Annotated in this window: 11 protein-coding genes; 4 read left to right on the plus strand and 7 right to left on the minus strand. The window is 35.9% G+C overall.

From position 1 onward, the window contains the following. Window positions 1-55: 55 nt before the first annotated feature. The 4 genes from ACXHHC_RS04700 to ACXHHC_RS04715 form a co-directional block, all read right to left on the minus strand. Window positions 56-505 (minus strand): hypothetical protein, encoded by a 450-nt coding sequence (locus ACXHHC_RS04700; RefSeq protein WP_458228499.1) that lies wholly within the window; start codon window positions 503-505, stop codon window positions 56-58. After that, entirely contained in the window at window positions 498-1,091 is a 594-nt protein-coding gene (locus tag ACXHHC_RS04705) for a TIR domain-containing protein (protein ID WP_458228500.1), read from the minus strand. Before ACXHHC_RS04705 ends, ACXHHC_RS04700 begins: the two co-directional genes overlap by 8 nt. A 440-nt stretch (window positions 1,092-1,531) precedes the next feature. Continuing rightward, complete coding sequence (locus tag ACXHHC_RS04710; RefSeq protein ID WP_458228155.1) at window positions 1,532-1,912, minus strand: HU family DNA-binding protein; 381 nt, start codon at window positions 1,910-1,912, stop codon at window positions 1,532-1,534. Between the two features lie 510 nt (window positions 1,913-2,422). Further along, window positions 2,423-3,817: an endo-1,4-beta-xylanase gene (locus ACXHHC_RS04715; RefSeq protein ID WP_458228501.1), complete on the minus strand. Its 1,395-nt coding sequence runs from the start codon at window positions 3,815-3,817 to the stop codon at window positions 2,423-2,425. A 355-nt stretch (window positions 3,818-4,172) separates the two neighbouring features. On the opposite strand from ACXHHC_RS04715, the gene ACXHHC_RS04720 reads away from it, so the two are divergent. After that, window positions 4,173-7,226 (plus strand): Ig-like domain-containing protein, encoded by a 3,054-nt coding sequence (locus ACXHHC_RS04720; RefSeq protein ID WP_458228502.1) that lies wholly within the window; start codon window positions 4,173-4,175, stop codon window positions 7,224-7,226. 123 nt (window positions 7,227-7,349) lie between these two features. Here the strand turns inward: ACXHHC_RS04720 and ACXHHC_RS04725 are convergent, their stop codons facing one another. After that, window positions 7,350-7,841 (minus strand): GyrI-like domain-containing protein, encoded by a 492-nt coding sequence (locus tag ACXHHC_RS04725; RefSeq protein ID WP_458228503.1) that lies wholly within the window; start codon window positions 7,839-7,841, stop codon window positions 7,350-7,352. Between the two features lie 325 nt (window positions 7,842-8,166). On the opposite strand from ACXHHC_RS04725, the gene ACXHHC_RS04730 reads away from it, so the two are divergent. Together ACXHHC_RS04730 and ACXHHC_RS04735 are read left to right on the plus strand one after the other, a co-directional pair. After that, complete coding sequence (locus tag ACXHHC_RS04730; RefSeq protein WP_458228504.1) at window positions 8,167-9,771, plus strand: TonB family protein; 1,605 nt, start codon at window positions 8,167-8,169, stop codon at window positions 9,769-9,771. A 69-nt stretch (window positions 9,772-9,840) separates the two neighbouring features. Then, on the plus strand, window positions 9,841-10,317 hold the full coding sequence (locus ACXHHC_RS04735) for a hypothetical protein (RefSeq protein WP_458228505.1): 477 nt from the start codon (window positions 9,841-9,843) through the stop codon (window positions 10,315-10,317). A gap of 29 nt (window positions 10,318-10,346) precedes the next feature. Here the strand turns inward: ACXHHC_RS04735 and ACXHHC_RS04740 are convergent, their stop codons facing one another. Next, the gene (locus ACXHHC_RS04740) at window positions 10,347-11,429 is read right to left on the minus strand and encodes a glycoside hydrolase family 16 protein (protein WP_458228506.1); all 1,083 of its coding nucleotides are present in this window, start codon (window positions 11,427-11,429) and stop codon (window positions 10,347-10,349) included. A gap of 1,775 nt (window positions 11,430-13,204) precedes the next feature. Between ACXHHC_RS04740 and ACXHHC_RS04745 the strand changes: the two genes are divergently transcribed. After that, window positions 13,205-14,401, plus strand: coding sequence for an IS256 family transposase (locus ACXHHC_RS04745; protein WP_458226684.1), 1,197 nt, complete (start codon window positions 13,205-13,207; stop codon window positions 14,399-14,401). A 231-nt stretch (window positions 14,402-14,632) separates the two neighbouring features. Here ACXHHC_RS04745 and hemF read toward each other — a convergent pair whose 3' ends face one another. Beyond that, window positions 14,633-15,544, minus strand: coding sequence for an oxygen-dependent coproporphyrinogen oxidase (gene hemF, locus ACXHHC_RS04750; protein WP_458228507.1), 912 nt, complete (start codon window positions 15,542-15,544; stop codon window positions 14,633-14,635). Window positions 15,545-15,599 lie beyond the last annotated feature (55 nt).

The raw sequence follows: 15,599 nt of genomic DNA on the forward strand, positions 1-15,599 counted from the left end.
TTCGGTTTAGAATAAAGCCGCTATTTTTTATATGCGTTGTTGTAAGTTGAGCGTTTTATTTAATTATAAACCAATTATATAAAGTTAAGAAGATTAGACAAATAACGATTAATCCATAAAAAAGAACTAATGTTTCAGACAGCATTATTCTAAATATTGATTTTTCTTCGTTTATAAATCTCTTATAGTTCAAATCATATTTATATTGGTCAGAAGTTTCTCGATTGTTAATAATCCATTCATAGAGTTTTATATAGCATTTTTCTTTGTGAAGAAAAAAAGCATCCAAGTACCAAAAAATTAAAACAGGAATTATAATAATTACACTGAAAATATTAAGATTCGTAGCTACGATAGTTTCTTTATTTAAAGCAAGTAAAATAGCTACAAGGGAAACTAACCATGCTTTTAGTAAAAATGAATTACTCGCCATTCGAGAGATAATATTTTGAACTAAATCAATTTCTTTATGTAAAATAATTTCTTTCTTATTTGTATCAGTCATTTAACCATTTTTTTAGTGGAGTAATATATCTAACACCTTGTTTATTTTCAGGTTTACATACATAATAACCTTTAGGTATCAACTCTTTACTCCTCATATATCTATTAGTTCCATCCTCATAATCTATACTCGGATATATCTGCAAGTATTCGTTTCCTTTGTATTCAAAATCATATTCTCCATTTTCCTTTATAGGTATTATTGCGATATGTTGAATGAAACGATGTGTATCTCCAATTCCTAATTCCCAATTACACCAATAAGATTCAATAGCTTTTTCAGTGGCTAGTAAAATAAATTTTTTGCAATATTTTATCACTTCCTTTATCCTAGCAGCAGTTTCTCCTGAAGTTTCATTTGGCATGTTATTATCCATGCTATCAATGTAAATTTTTGCTCCTAAATTTTCTAACATTCCCATTACTCCTTTTAAATCTTTCAAATCACTATGTTTGTGAGAAAGGAAAACAGTAGGTTTATATTCAATTTTATTTTTAAAACTATAATTCCGAGATTCAGATAAGGATAGATTTATAGTTCTTTCCTCTACTTCACTAGCTCTAAAATGTCCTCTTTCAAATATCATTTTTTTCTTTTTTAGCTTTACTTACAACTTATTATACGTACTAAAAATCTACAGTTATCAATCCAAATATAACCAATCCAAAACACAAAACCCTAGTACTTTAGAACCAAATCCGCCATCTAAAAAAAGAATCACCCAACACTATACTTACAAAACAACACTATTAGAACACATAAAAATCAATATAGTTAAAACAACAACGCTCCTTTACTAACTAAAACACTCCATTTTTCTTTCAAAAAAAAGCTTAGTAGCTCCCCAAATCCCCACACGTATGGCAAATGATTGTGACTATAGTCAAAAAAAATTCCCACTAGTGTGGTAAACCATTGCCACACTAGTGGGAATAGATTGCCATACGGTGCTTTTTGGGTAAAAAGCATAAAAAATCCCGAAAGCAGTGTTGCTTTCGGGATGAATTTTACGGGCTTGCTTAGCCGTTAAGAAGCTAACTGACTTTTAACCGTGGCTAGCATTTTCTTCATTCTAGGACTGGCTCTAAAATTTAAACGTCTTTTAACAATCTGGTCTACAGACACTTCTTCTTCAGAAGCTACACCTTCTGAGCTTACCCCTACTTTAAACGTTCCCATTTCGCCCAAATGCACGGTTCTACCCTGCTCTAACTGGTCTATGGTATGTACTGCCAAAGCAGTAATTACGGCTTTACAGTCTATTTCGCTTACCGTACTCTGACGAGCGATTAGCGTAGCCATACGGTCTATGTCTACTAAATCTTTAGAAATGGTTTGTAAATAAAACTTTTTGTCCGCTGCTCTGTCTTGCGGGTTGATCTTTTGTACTGAAATTACTTTTAACATAATACAACTTTTTAAAAATGACTCTCTTTCTTTTTCATTTGTTTTAGAGAGATAACTCCAATGGGAGCTACACTGTAAAGCTAGTGGCAAAAAGTGTTCGCATTTTTTTTTGACAATATTTAAGTACCACTTTTTACAGTTTGCACTTACAATCCTTAGTGTTTATCTGGGTATTGTAAAAAATTTGTTCAACAAGTGTTTAAACAAGTAGGTGAACACTTGTTCAAAAAGTGTTCAAACCTTCAATGTTTATGCGGGTTCTTAAAAGGGCTTTTTTTAGTACAAAATGCAAAAAGTTCACTTTTTTTAGAAAAACTTGACAAATAAGTAAAGGACATTTCACCTAAAACCTAGAGAAACAAAGGGCTGAGCTGCCTTTTTGGTTTTTGTCAAGTTTTTGGCTGTTTTTCTAGAATTGTCAAGTTTTAAAAAAAGTTGACAAAAAACTTGACACTTTTTTTGACATTGGGGCTATTCACGTACTACAATGTACCCCAAAAACGGTCTATTCTATTGCTCGTTTTCTATTCTTAAAACTACGCTTATTTCCTGATGCTCAGCTCCTTTTTCCAGTTGAAAAGTTCCTGTATACTGTTTTCCTTGGTGCTCCACCTCCACCTGGTAACTTCCATAATAGCCTTTTACCTGAACTTCTCCATGGGCATTGGTGCTTAGTTCTTTTTGAGTCGTTAAAAAACCATCCATTAACTCCATCCACTTTTGTCCGTTTACTTTGGGAGTTCCATCGTAATTAAACAAAGGATAGTCCAAGCCTCCTTTGGGTTTGTCTAAAAAGGTCCAATGCCAAAATCCTTCTACTTTGGGATGGCTAAAATAAAGTACCATCATATATTCGGTTAACAACCTTCGTTCAGCATCGGTATATACATAGCGTTTTTTATCATCTCTAATCTCAAACTCTGTGGCATGATAAGGCAAATTAAACTCATCAAAACTACACAAGCGTTGGTAAATGCTATCTGGGCTTAGCAAGCCCATCTTAATTCTAGACTGAAATCCGATGCCCTCTATGGGTGCTCCCAAAGCCAATTGTTTGCGAATGGTTTCTTTGTAAATAGCGGGTCTCCCTATTCCTTTATAACCTTTTTTACGCAAACTTAAGGCCCAAGGTGCAATGGCAGTAATTACCTGATAGTCGTTTTGAAACAACTGTACCTTGTCTTTTCCATGCACTTTGCGAATGCTATCTGCTAGTTGAAACCAATGTACATGAGTATCCTTATTAGCAAACAGCTTGTTTACTTTGTTGTTGCCTATAGGTTCGTTACTTACATCCCAACATTGCACGTTCCATTTGGGTATGGCATGTACAAAGTGTTTTTTACAAGAGGCTAGCAAAAGTGCTCCTTTCTCTGTATCGGATAAATCGGGGGTGTTATAAATTGCTTTGTCTTCAGGTCGCATAAACTTGTCGTTGTCCCAAAACAAGGTATGCCCTCTTACATAAAAGTCGTTTGCTAAAAACCAAGGCATGGAAATATTTTCGGCTTTGGCTTCTATGGGTTTGTTTCTAAACTTAGGTTTTAAGGCCACGGTAAAACCGGTAGCATTAAAGTATTTTAAAAAAAGGGCTTTGTACCTATCTGCATAAGGAGAAGTTGCAAAGTATTGATTCACCACTGCTCCCCACTTAAAAGCATGACGTTTTAATGAAACCTTTGCGGTTCCATTGGTAGCTAACTCTCCATTGGGTAACTGCATGCGCACTACTACGTTCCCTTTGCGATACTTTTCTATTCGCTGAATGGCTTCTTGTTTAACACTTTCGTATTTACCCCAGTCTTGCAAGCCTTTTTCACAAGTTGTTTGCCCCAGCAAACTAAGCGTGCATAAAAAACAATAAAACAGTAAATTCTTTAGAATGTTATCAAGTATAGCTTTCATAATTTTTAAGACTCCTAATAAAACCAAACGTTTAACACATATTCTTAAATAGTAAAATAAAAAATCTAAACATCCCCTTAACAAAGAAGCTTTCTCTGTAAAAAAAACAACTCAAAACTCGCTGTTTATCAACACACTACACTTAAACCACTAGAACATAAGTTTAACAGCCCTATCTCCCTCATATACACTAAAGTTAAGTAATAGTAAAGTCCTTTTCTAGAGCAGTAAAGTCCTTGTAAATGGGTCTTTGCAAACAAAAGTCACTCCACTAGCTAATTTAGCCACAACCAAACTTATTGCTTTCATCAAAAGCAATATACAGCCTTAAACAAACCACCAACCAACCACACAAATGAAAAAACTTACCTTACTGTTGTGCTTTTTAGTAGCACTGCCATTCTTTGCACAATCCTTAGGATACAACAACCACAGAATTGCAATAAGTGCAGACGGAAACAAACAAGCAGACAACCATGCAGAGGCCAGATGGCCTAGAGCCGATCCGGACGATTGGGCAGGAACACCCGCAGCATTGGCCATGATTGCCAAAGCAGCACTACAAGACAAGTTGGTTCATTTTTCTTACAACAACTTTATTGGAGCACCACCGCACACCACAGAAACCAACCACATGAAAAACAGTGTAGATGGTGCTATTCAGCGTTGGAACTTTGACAGCTCTCGTTTTTTTGATGCATCTGCAGACCACGCAGTAGCCATTACACACCTAGCCAACGAACTTAAAAAATCTACAGCTTCGGATCCTTTGTATTTTATTCATATGGGACCTGCCGAATTCTTTTATTTAGCAGTTAAACAAACCATAGATGCAGGTAATTTAGAAGCTTTGTCGCATGTATATGTTATTTCTCATAGTGGTTACAACGACGATCACTTGCGTAGATTTGCACACCACACCATGGCACAAACCATTGCACTAAGTGGAGACCGCATTCAATACACCAAAATCCAAGATCAAAATGCTTGTGATAACCCAGCCTTAAAATGGTGTTCTAACGATAATTTTACACCTTACCACTGGATGCGTAACAGTGCAGACGAAAGCATGCGTTGGTTGTATACCCGAATGCAAATTCCAGGAGGGAAAGAAGCAGACATATCAGATGCTGGTATGGTTTGGTACTTGCTAAAAGGAGACGAAGTAGGAAACCCTGCCAAACTAGCTACCTTTATTGGAGACGGAATCAATACTTTAACAACAGAGGGTTGTGTAGATTATAGCTTTAACGGAATACAAGATTTTGAAATAGCTACGGTTGCTGGTTTTGTACCTCATTACAAAGACACGGGTAGAAATGCCATTGGAGTAAATGCAGGAATGTATAAGGACCAAGTTGCTGCTACTCAAAAAACCTTTGAAGGAAACTCTGGAACCTACGACATTACCATTACTTCGTTAACCGAAGAAGATGGAGAAAGTACCTACACTGTAAAAGTAAACGGTTCTTTGGTGGGTTCTTTTCAAAATCCAGAAGTTGAAGCCAGTGGAGACATGCAACCGCACACTCATACTTTTAGCAATGTATCTATTAAAAAGGGAGATGTATTACAAATAGAATCGAACACTCATACCAATGGTAAAATTCCAGAAGGAACAGGTACCGCTTGGGCTAGAGGAAGATGGAGGTCTATAGATTTTAAATGTTTGGGAGTAGAAAGCGATACAAAAACTTGTACTGTAGAAGAAGTAAACGGTTTATTGGTTTTTGAAGCCGAACGTTTTGAACTAAAAGGTGCTTGGAAATTAGGAACCGATGCGACCAAAGCATCGGGAGGAAAATACATTTATTTTGATGGAGCTAACTCGTATGGTAGTGTAAATCCTAGTAATAATATTTCTTATACGTTTAAAATTAACAGCCCAGGAACTTATACGTTTAAATGGATGATGAGACAACCCGAAGGAGAAAGAGGTTCCGATTTGGGAAACGATGCTTGGTTCTATTTCTCGGATGATATAGGGAAAGGACGAGACAAAGACAAGAACGATATAGTACTAGGGCAATTTTACAAATTTGTAGGTCGTAGTACCGACGATTTTACCTTAAATGGTGCTGTAGAAGTAAACCATGCACAGTCTTGGGTAAGAGCTATCTTTCCTGCTGCTGGTGAGTATACACTAAACTTAAGCGGACGTTCTCATGGCTTTCAGTTAGATAGATTGATTTTATACAAAGGAATTGCTTTTGACGATCTACCTGCAGAACTAGCCAAAACCGCAGAAACCGAAAATTGTAGCGATGCCACGCCTACTGCCATTACCTTAAGCCCTTCTCCTTTAGAAGTTCGTGTAGGAATTACAGAAAGCTTAAGCCCTTCTTTTCTGCCTTTAAATGCAAACCCAACCGTTACATGGGCATCTAGCAACGAAAGTATTGCAACGGTAGATGCTAACGGAAACGTAACGGGTGTACAAGAAGGTAGCGCAACCATTACAGCAACCTCTACGGTAGACAATAGCATTGTAGGAACGGCTACCGCAAACGTAATTGCTTTCTTTGCCATTCCGGTAACAGGTATTACAGTTACACCAGAAACCAGTACTGTGTTTGTTGGAAATACTAAAAAAGTAACCGCTACCATTAGCCCTGCAGATGCAGACAATCAAAATTATTCTTGGTCTAGTAGCAACGAAAGCATAGCAACGGTAAATGCTAACGGAACTGTAACAGCCATAGCAAACGGTACAGTAACTATTACCGCTACTACTGCCGAAGGAAACTTTACAGATGCTGCTGTAATTACAGTAGATGTGTTTACTGCTCCGTCCATTTCTTTTGATGATCCTAACACCTACAAAACCACTACGTATTACGAAAATGGAGAATTAATTGTTAATGCTGAATTCCATGCAGGTTCTGGTAATACGGTGCTATCAGACAATAATAAGGGAGTACGTTTCTGGTTACGAGAGTTGGATAGCGGCTGGAAAGTAAAGAAAGATTATATTGCCAACGATGCCAGTGTTATTGGTCAACAATCGGGTACAGCTACTGCTAGTATTCCTTTAGATGGAGCCATTCCTACAGATGAACTACCAACAGGTAACTTCTACTGGTTGTGGATTAATTTTTACTCTAGTGGTGATAGCACCAAGAGAGTTGCAACACAGGTTAAAGATATCATCATTTTAGACGAAAGCTTAAGTGTACGTACTATAGACATTCAGCATAAAATTAACTTTACACCAAACCCAGTTAAAGACATTCTACACTTAACAGACAATAGTCTTAACGGAAAAGAAGCCTTTATATACAATACCAATGGAAAAATTGTACTAACAGAAACCATTGGAAACAATGCACAGATTGATATTAGCAAATTAAGTTCAGGGATGTACTTGCTTCATGTAGACAAAGGACTGGCTAAGTTTATTAAAGAATAACAACCTATAAACATGGTGCTAGTACGCTAGCATTTGCAAAAAAGAAAAAGTATTACAAGAAAGAGGTAGCTGCCAATTACTACCTCTTTCTTTTTTTTGATGAACAGTAAGTTCCTTTACTCATTAAATAGCAATCAATACATCTGCCACACCGTTGGTAGGATCTGCAGCCCTATCATCGTATACTTCTATGTCTGCCGTGTATTTTCTATCTAAAGGTGCATTCCAAATTTGCATCCATGTACCAATTACTGCTTCTTTGGTTAAATCTCCTTGTGCGGTAAACTTTGCATAGGTTGACTCTGGTATTATCTTAACACTAAACTCTTCTGGAATGTTGTCCAAACTAGAAACCTCGTAACCTATAATTAAAGTATATGGGTTGGTGTGGTCTCCTTCGTAATCTGTATATACTCCGTAAATAGTTTCGTCTACTTTATTCGGAATTTTAGCAGCGATGCCCTCTTCCATAAATCTGTGCCATAGTGCAGGAATGTCTTTGGCAGCTTGTCCTTTTCCATTGGTGGTTCTTACCTGAATTCCGACAATGTTTAAGGCTTTAAATGTTACTGTGTTTGCTGTTGCTTCTGTTGGATTTTGTTGAGATACTTCCATATTTTTTTTGTTTTTTAATGAATGTACTACAAAACTAATTCCGCAGAATGCCAAAGAGTGTCAGGGGTTATTTTTCTTTTTGCTGTATGCTTTAGGCAATAGGCTATATGCTAAAATCAAAAAAGCTTAGAGCATAAAGCCTAGAGCTTAAGGCATAAAATTTTTATATTAGCAATATAAAGCTACAACTGTAAGTAACAAACTACTTAGTTCCCCCGCTAAAGTACATACATTTTTAAATGCAATTCTTTATCCTATGCGTAAACTACACCTAACAACCCTTGTACTGTCCTTATGTGTTTCTGTTCTTTTTTCTCAAAAAATAATGGTAAAAAACATACAAGGAGAAAGCGTAAACTTTAGCCAAGTATTGGCTAAATCAGAAAAAAATCAACCTACTTTAATAGCCACTTGGGCAGATTCGTATTGTGCTGTTTGCGAAGACATTTTAAACGAGTTTAAAAAACACTATGCTAGCTTAAAGAAAGAACACAACCTAAGAGTGATAACATTAAATACAGATATTAATGCTACCTCCTTTAAAAAAAGCTACAAAAGAAAACATCAAAATACCATGGGGCCTTTTAAATCTATTACTGATTTTGTAAAAAACTATAAAGGAATTAAAGGTTGGCCTTACGAAAAGTACATAGATGAAGAGGGAGCCTTTTTTAAAACTGCCCAACTAACAGGAGCTCCCGCCTTTTACTTGTTCTACAACAATGAGGTTAAATTCTTTAGAAAAGGCTTTTATGCATCTAGCTCACTAAAAAGTTCAGACAATCCAGCCAAATTAAAGCTAAGCACCAGTCAACTTACCGCTAGTAACTTAAAAGAGATTATAGAAAGTTTGTATGCTACCGAATCTTACTACGATGCAAATTGGAAACTTACCTTAAAAGACTATCAACCTACCTATAAGAGAACGGTTTTAAAAGAAGGAAACTTATACGAAATTACAGACAGCTGGATAACAGGAGAAAAACAAATGCGTGGTTTGTTTAAAGACAAAACAGGAGATGTACATGCAGACGATAGATGTGTGTGGTACTACAAAAACGGGAACAAAGAATCGGTTCGTAATTTTACCAACAATAAAACCGACGGTGCCTATGTAGACTATTACGAAAACGGTACTATTAAATGGAAAGGAAACTATAAAAACGGTAGATACAACGGCACATGGATGGGGTATTATTCCAATGGAAATGAGATGACCAAAAAAAATTGGGAGAACGGTAGCTTGGCTTCTATCTCATTTTTTAAAAGCAAATCTGGAACAACGTTATTAACCAACGGAACAGGACTCTATATAGAATATGCAGCAGATAATTCCAAAAACTACGAAGTCAGTTATGTCAATAATATTTTAAATGGTAGCTATACAAAGTATCATCCCAACGGAAAAATAAAAATCAAAGGAAGCTATTGGGAAGGTAAAAAAGACGGTCTTTGGGAATATTTTGATGACAAAGGAAGCAAAGAAAGCCAAACCAAGTGGGACAAAGGAGAAATCGTTAAAATAAAAGAGCCTAAAGAACCCAAACCGATACTAGAAAGTACCGATGAGGATGAAGGAGACAGCGGAGATAGCCATGCTCCCGCAAAAGAACCCAAACCTTTTAAAATTGTAGAAACCCAACCAAGCTTTATAGGTGGTAAAAGTGCGCTGGTAAATTATTTATCTCGCAATGTTGTATATCCAAAAAAATCTAGAAAACGAGGCATAGAAGGAAAAGTAATTGTAGAGTTTTTAGTAGCTAAAACAGGAATGTTAAAGGATATTAAAATAGCCAAAAGTGTTACCAAAGAATTAGACCAAGAAGCCTTAAGAGTGGTTAAAAGCATGCCCAACTGGAAACCCGGAACCCAACAAGGAAAAACGGTGAATGTATTAATGAGAATTCCTATTTCTTTTAAATTACAATAAAGTCCAAATATTAAAAAGCATACCGCACAAAGCGTAGCGTTTAAGGCTTAAAACATTTATCTTAGCCGTATGGATACAGCTACCGTTAAACAGTTAAAAACAGAACTAGAAGCACTAGACCGTTCTGAATTAATTCCGATTGTATTACGCTTAAGTAAGTTTAAAAAGGAAAACAAAGAACTGTTAACCTATTTGCTTTTTGAGAGTGACGACGAACAAAACTACATTCAGGAAATAAAACACGAAGTAGACGAACAGTTTGCCAAAATAAACATCACTTCTTTCTTTTACATTAAAAAAAGTGTACGAAAAATTTTAAAAACCGTTAAAACCTATATCCGCTATTCTCATGTAAAAGAAACCGAAGTAGAACTGCTCTTGTACTTTTGCAAGAAATTAAAAAGCATGTCTCCTTCTATTACTAGAAACCAGCAGTTATTAAACCTGTTTATAAGAGAACTAAAACTAGTAGAAAGAAAAATTGCAAGCCTACATGAAGACTTGCAATATGATTATTTACAATTAATAGAAAACTTAAAACAATAGTTTTTTAGACAATACCTGTAAAACAACCGTTATTCTTTTTGCCATACTCGCATATATTCTACGTGGAATTCGGCAGGTAAATCTGCTATTTCTGGCTCTCCCCACCAAGGAAAAATCTCAGAATCTATCCACACTCTTTGCGGTCCGGTCATAGGCCATTTTTTAGAATCTATCCCATTAGCCTCCACCCAATCTCTGGTAGCCGTTTTTACCAAAACACCATCGGCATAAATCTTAACCCAGTCGTTTTCCCATTCTGCTCCGTATACATGAAAACCATCGGACATACTAAACGGTAACGTATTGGTAACCGTCCACACTTTGTTAGGGTTTGGAATAGACCAATCGTGAACCGTAGACCACATTAATTGCTGCCTGTCCCCTTTTCCAATTCCTTCAAAAACATCCAACTCAGACAACACACCATCTCCTGTAGTCCAGAAGGCATGTACTGTCTTTGCTACGGGTAACTTACACTTTATCTCCATGTAACCATTTTTAAATGATTTCTTAGTGTTGATTCCTGCAGTGGTGTACTTGTACTTATCTTTATCTTCTTCTGCCACACCAATCCATGCAAAATCAGGCTCATGTTTGGTCACCAGTTTAAGCATTCCATCCTCTAAACGGAAATTACCTGTAGAGTACTGCCAAGGCAAACGTCCTTTAAAATTAGAACGATACACACCTCCTCTACCTTGTACCAACCATTTATCTTCATCCAACACATCGGCTTCAAACTCATCGGTTAACTCTTCATTCAACACCCAACCTTGTGTATTATTTGCATCCGATACCGGAAAAACTCCTTCTACTTTTTCTTCACACTCACACGAATTGGCATTTAACACAAACCCCGCATCACAAACTTTTTCACAGGGTTCTTTTTCGCATTTACAGTTGTCACTATCTAACACAAACCCTGCATCGCAAACTATTTCACAAGGCCCTTTTACACATTTACAATCGTCATTTAGTACATAACCTGCATTGCAGACTTTAGAACAAATTTCCTCCGTTTTAGTTTCCGATGAACAAGATAAAACGAACACCGAGAACAAAACACAACACCATCTTAGCATGGATGAAAAAGGTTGAATCTTTATACGCATATTTAGTTTTTTTGATTTAATACAAAATTAGTTGAGAAGACAACCTTACATCAGCACTATTTTAACACATTCCCTACCAACACTGACATATGCTGCAATATCCATAAGAATAAAACCACTTCTTTAACCATAAGACAACACTTACCGCGTTTTAATACTAAAAACCACTGTTTATTCTGCGATATGTACCGCACCTACGGAGCTCATTGTATGTAACCCGTCTAAAGGCTATGGATATTCCACTCCTAACGGAGTTATAAGAAATAACTCAACCCTAACAGAACTATAACAAACAGCCTACTCTTAAAGTAAAAGCTACAGAGTAGCGACATATTAATAACACACAAGAAAAAATCAAACCGAACCGAACTATAACAAACAGCCTACTCCTAAAGTAAAAGCTACAGAGTAGCGATATATTAGTTACACATAAGAAAAAATCAAACCGAACCGAACTATAACAAACAGCCTACTCCTAAAGTAAAAGCTACAGAGTAGCGATATATTAGTAACACACAAGAAAAAATCAAACCTAACAGAACTATAACAAACAGCCTACTCCTAAAGTAAAAGCTACAGAGTAGCGATATATGAATAACACACAAGAAAAAATCAAACCTAACCGAACTATAACAAACAGCCTACTCTAAAGTAAAAGCTACAGAGTAGCGATATATTAGTAACACACAAGAAAAAATCAAACCTAACAGAACTATAACAAACAGCCTACTCTAAAGTAAAAGCTACAGAGTAGCGGTATATTAATAACACACAAGAAAAAATCAAACCTAACAGAACTATAACAAACAGCCCACTCCTAAAGTAAAAGCTACAGAGTAGCGATATATGAATAACATACAAGAAAAAATCAAACCTAACAGAACTATAACAAACAGCCCACTCCTAAAGTAAAAGCTACAGAGCAGCGATATATTAGTAACACACAAGAAAAAATCAAACCTAACTGAACTATAACAAACAGCCTACTCTAAAGTAAAAGCTACAGAGTAGCGGTATATTAATAACAAAAAAAAATCAAACCTAACCGAACTATAACAAACAGCCTCCTCTAAAGTAAAAGCTACAGAGTAGCGATATATTAGTAACACACAAGAAAAAATCAAACCGAACTATATCAAACAGTCTACTCTAAAGTAAAAGCTACAGAGTAGCGGTATATTAATAACAAAAAAAATCAAACCTAACCGAACTATAACAAACAGCCTACTCCTAAAGTAAAAGCTACAGAGTAGCGATATATTAGTAACAAACAAAAAAAATCAAACCTAACAGAACTATAACAAACAGCCGACTCTAAAGTAAAAGCTACAGAGTAGCGATATATGAATAACACACAAGAAAAAATCAAACCTAACGAAACTATAACAAACAGCCCACCCCGAAAGTAAAAGCTACAGAGTAGCGATATCTTAATAACAAACAAGAAAAAATCAAACCTAACCGAACTATAACAAACAGCCTACTCTAAAGTAAAAGCTACAGAGTAGCGGTATATTAATAACAAAAAAAAATCAAACCTAACCGAACTATAACAAACAGCCTCCTCTAAAGTAAAAGCTACAGAGTAGCGATATATTAGTAACACACAAGAAAAAATCAAACCGAACTATATCAAACAGTCTACTCCTAAATTAAAAGCTACAGAGTAGCGGTATATTAATAAGGCACTAAACCATAAAGTGTGTAAGTTCTAAAAACAGGGTTTGAAGATGTTCAAACCCTGTTTTTTTGTTTAATTATTAATTTTACACTTTATGAAACCAGAAGACTTATTAAACGACGACTTTTTAAAGCAATTCAAAACGGGCGATGAATTGAGTAATTTTTTAGCCAAGATTCAAAAAAGAGGAATTGAAAAAATGTTAGAGGGAGAATTAGATGCTCACCTAGACTATGACAAACACCAAACTTCTCTAAGTGATAATACACGTAACGGCTACTCCAAAAAGAAAATCAAAACTAGTTTAGGGGAATCTGAAATCACAGTTCCAAGAGATAGAGACGGTAGTTTTAACCCTATGATTGTAAAGAAGAGACAAAATACTTTAGATGGTGTAGAAAACATCATTATTAGCCTCTATGCCAAAGGGATGTCCGTATCTGATATTGAACAACAAGTCTTAGAGCTTTATGATTTCAATATCTCTAGTTCTGCTATATCTCGAATTACAGATAAAATCAACTCAGATATCGTTGCTTGGAAAAACAGACCTTTAGACCCTTGCTATTTGATTGTTTGGATGGATGGAATTGTATTTAAAGTTCGAGAAAACTCAAAAATCATCAACAAGACCATCTATATAGCTGTGGGATTGAAAACCAATGGTAAAAAAGAAGTACTAGGTTTATGGTTAGGTAAGAATGAATCTTCCGCTTTTTGGATGACGGTTTTAACTGATATCAAAGCTAGAGGAACTCAGGATATTTTAATCACAGCTACGGACAATCTAAATGGATTTACAGATACTATAAAGACCGTATTCCCTGAATCGGTAACTCAAATATGTGTGGTACACCAAATTAGAAACTCTTGTAAATATGTGGTCTGGAAAGATAGAAAAGTGTTTTCTAAAGATATGAAAGAAATCTATACAGCTCCTACTAAAGAGGCAGCCAAAGCTGCTTTAGAAGACTTTAAGCAGAAGTGGAACTCTAAGTACTCCTATGCTATTAAAAGTTGGGAAAACAACTGGGATGAACTAACTGTGTTCTTTGACTTCCCTGTAGAGATTAGAACTATTATTTACACTACTAATCTTATTGAAAACTTAAATGGAAAAATTAGAAAGTATACCAAAAATAAACTCTCATACCCAACCGATGATGCAGTAATTAAATCCGTGTTTTTAGCTTTAAGAGAATCAACTAAAAAATGGACGATGCCTATCAGAAATTGGGGAGTAATACTAAACCAGTTTTTAGCTATATTTGAAAATAGGATCCAGCTATAAGTAGCTAAACCCTATTTTTAGAACTTACACAAATTAAGGGACAGTGTCATTAATAACACAACACGACACCACAATAAAGCTCCGTAGGTGCGACACACCATCACACAGAGGACTCTTTTCTTGTATAATAAGTTAACCGAATACCTACCAAAACAAAAACTCCCTCAGGTTACTGAGAGAGTTTTGTATTTCTATATTTACATTAAGTATATAATCCGTGTACTTGTAGTACTATTCAATAGAAAGCCAATCCTTAGGATTCATTAATACGCTAACCAATTTCTCTTCCCAACTTCCAGCTTCAGCTTCGTGACAGTAATGCCACTGTACATGGGGTGGTAAGCTCATCAAAATAGATTCTATTCTACCATTGGTTTTTAAACCAAACAAGGTTCCTCTATCATGTACCAAGTTAAACTCTACATAACGTCCTCTACGAACTTCCTGCCACGCTCGCTGAGCGTCTTGATATTCAATGTCTTTACGCTTATTTACTATTGGCACATAACTGTTCAAGAAAGAATTCCCTACTTCCGTTACAAAATTATACCATTGCTCCAAAGACATCTCATCGGTTGGTTTGCAATAATCAAAAAACAAACCTCCAATTCCTCTGGCTTCATTCCTATGTGCATTCCAGAAATACTCATCGCATTTCTTTTTGTACAATGGGTAAAACTCTGGGTTGTGTTTATCACAAGCTTCTTTACATACCGAATGGAAATGCACTGCATCCTCCTCAAACAAATAATAAGGAGTTAAATCCTGTCCACCACCAAACCACTGGGTTACAATGTTTCCATCACCATCGTACATTTCAAAATATCGCCAGTTGGCATGTACTGTTGGCACCATTGGATTCTTTGGATGGATTACCAAACTTAAACCACAAGCATAAAAGTCTCCTGCTTCTACACCAAACTGCTTTCTTAAAGGCAAAGGCAGCTCTCCGTGCACCGATGAAATATTCACACCTCCTTTTTCAAAAACCGCTCCGTTAGAAATTACACGAGTTCTTCCTCCTCCACCTTCGGGTCTATCCCATAAATCTTGTACAAAGGTAGCTTCTCCATCTATAGCTTCTAAACCCGCACAGATGGTATCTTGTAACTTTTGTATGTATTGATAAAATTGTTCTTTCATTTATTATTAGTATTGAGTACAAAGTATTAAGTACAGAGTTTAAAACTAAATACTC

The organism is Wenyingzhuangia sp. IMCC45574, from assembly GCF_054182685.1.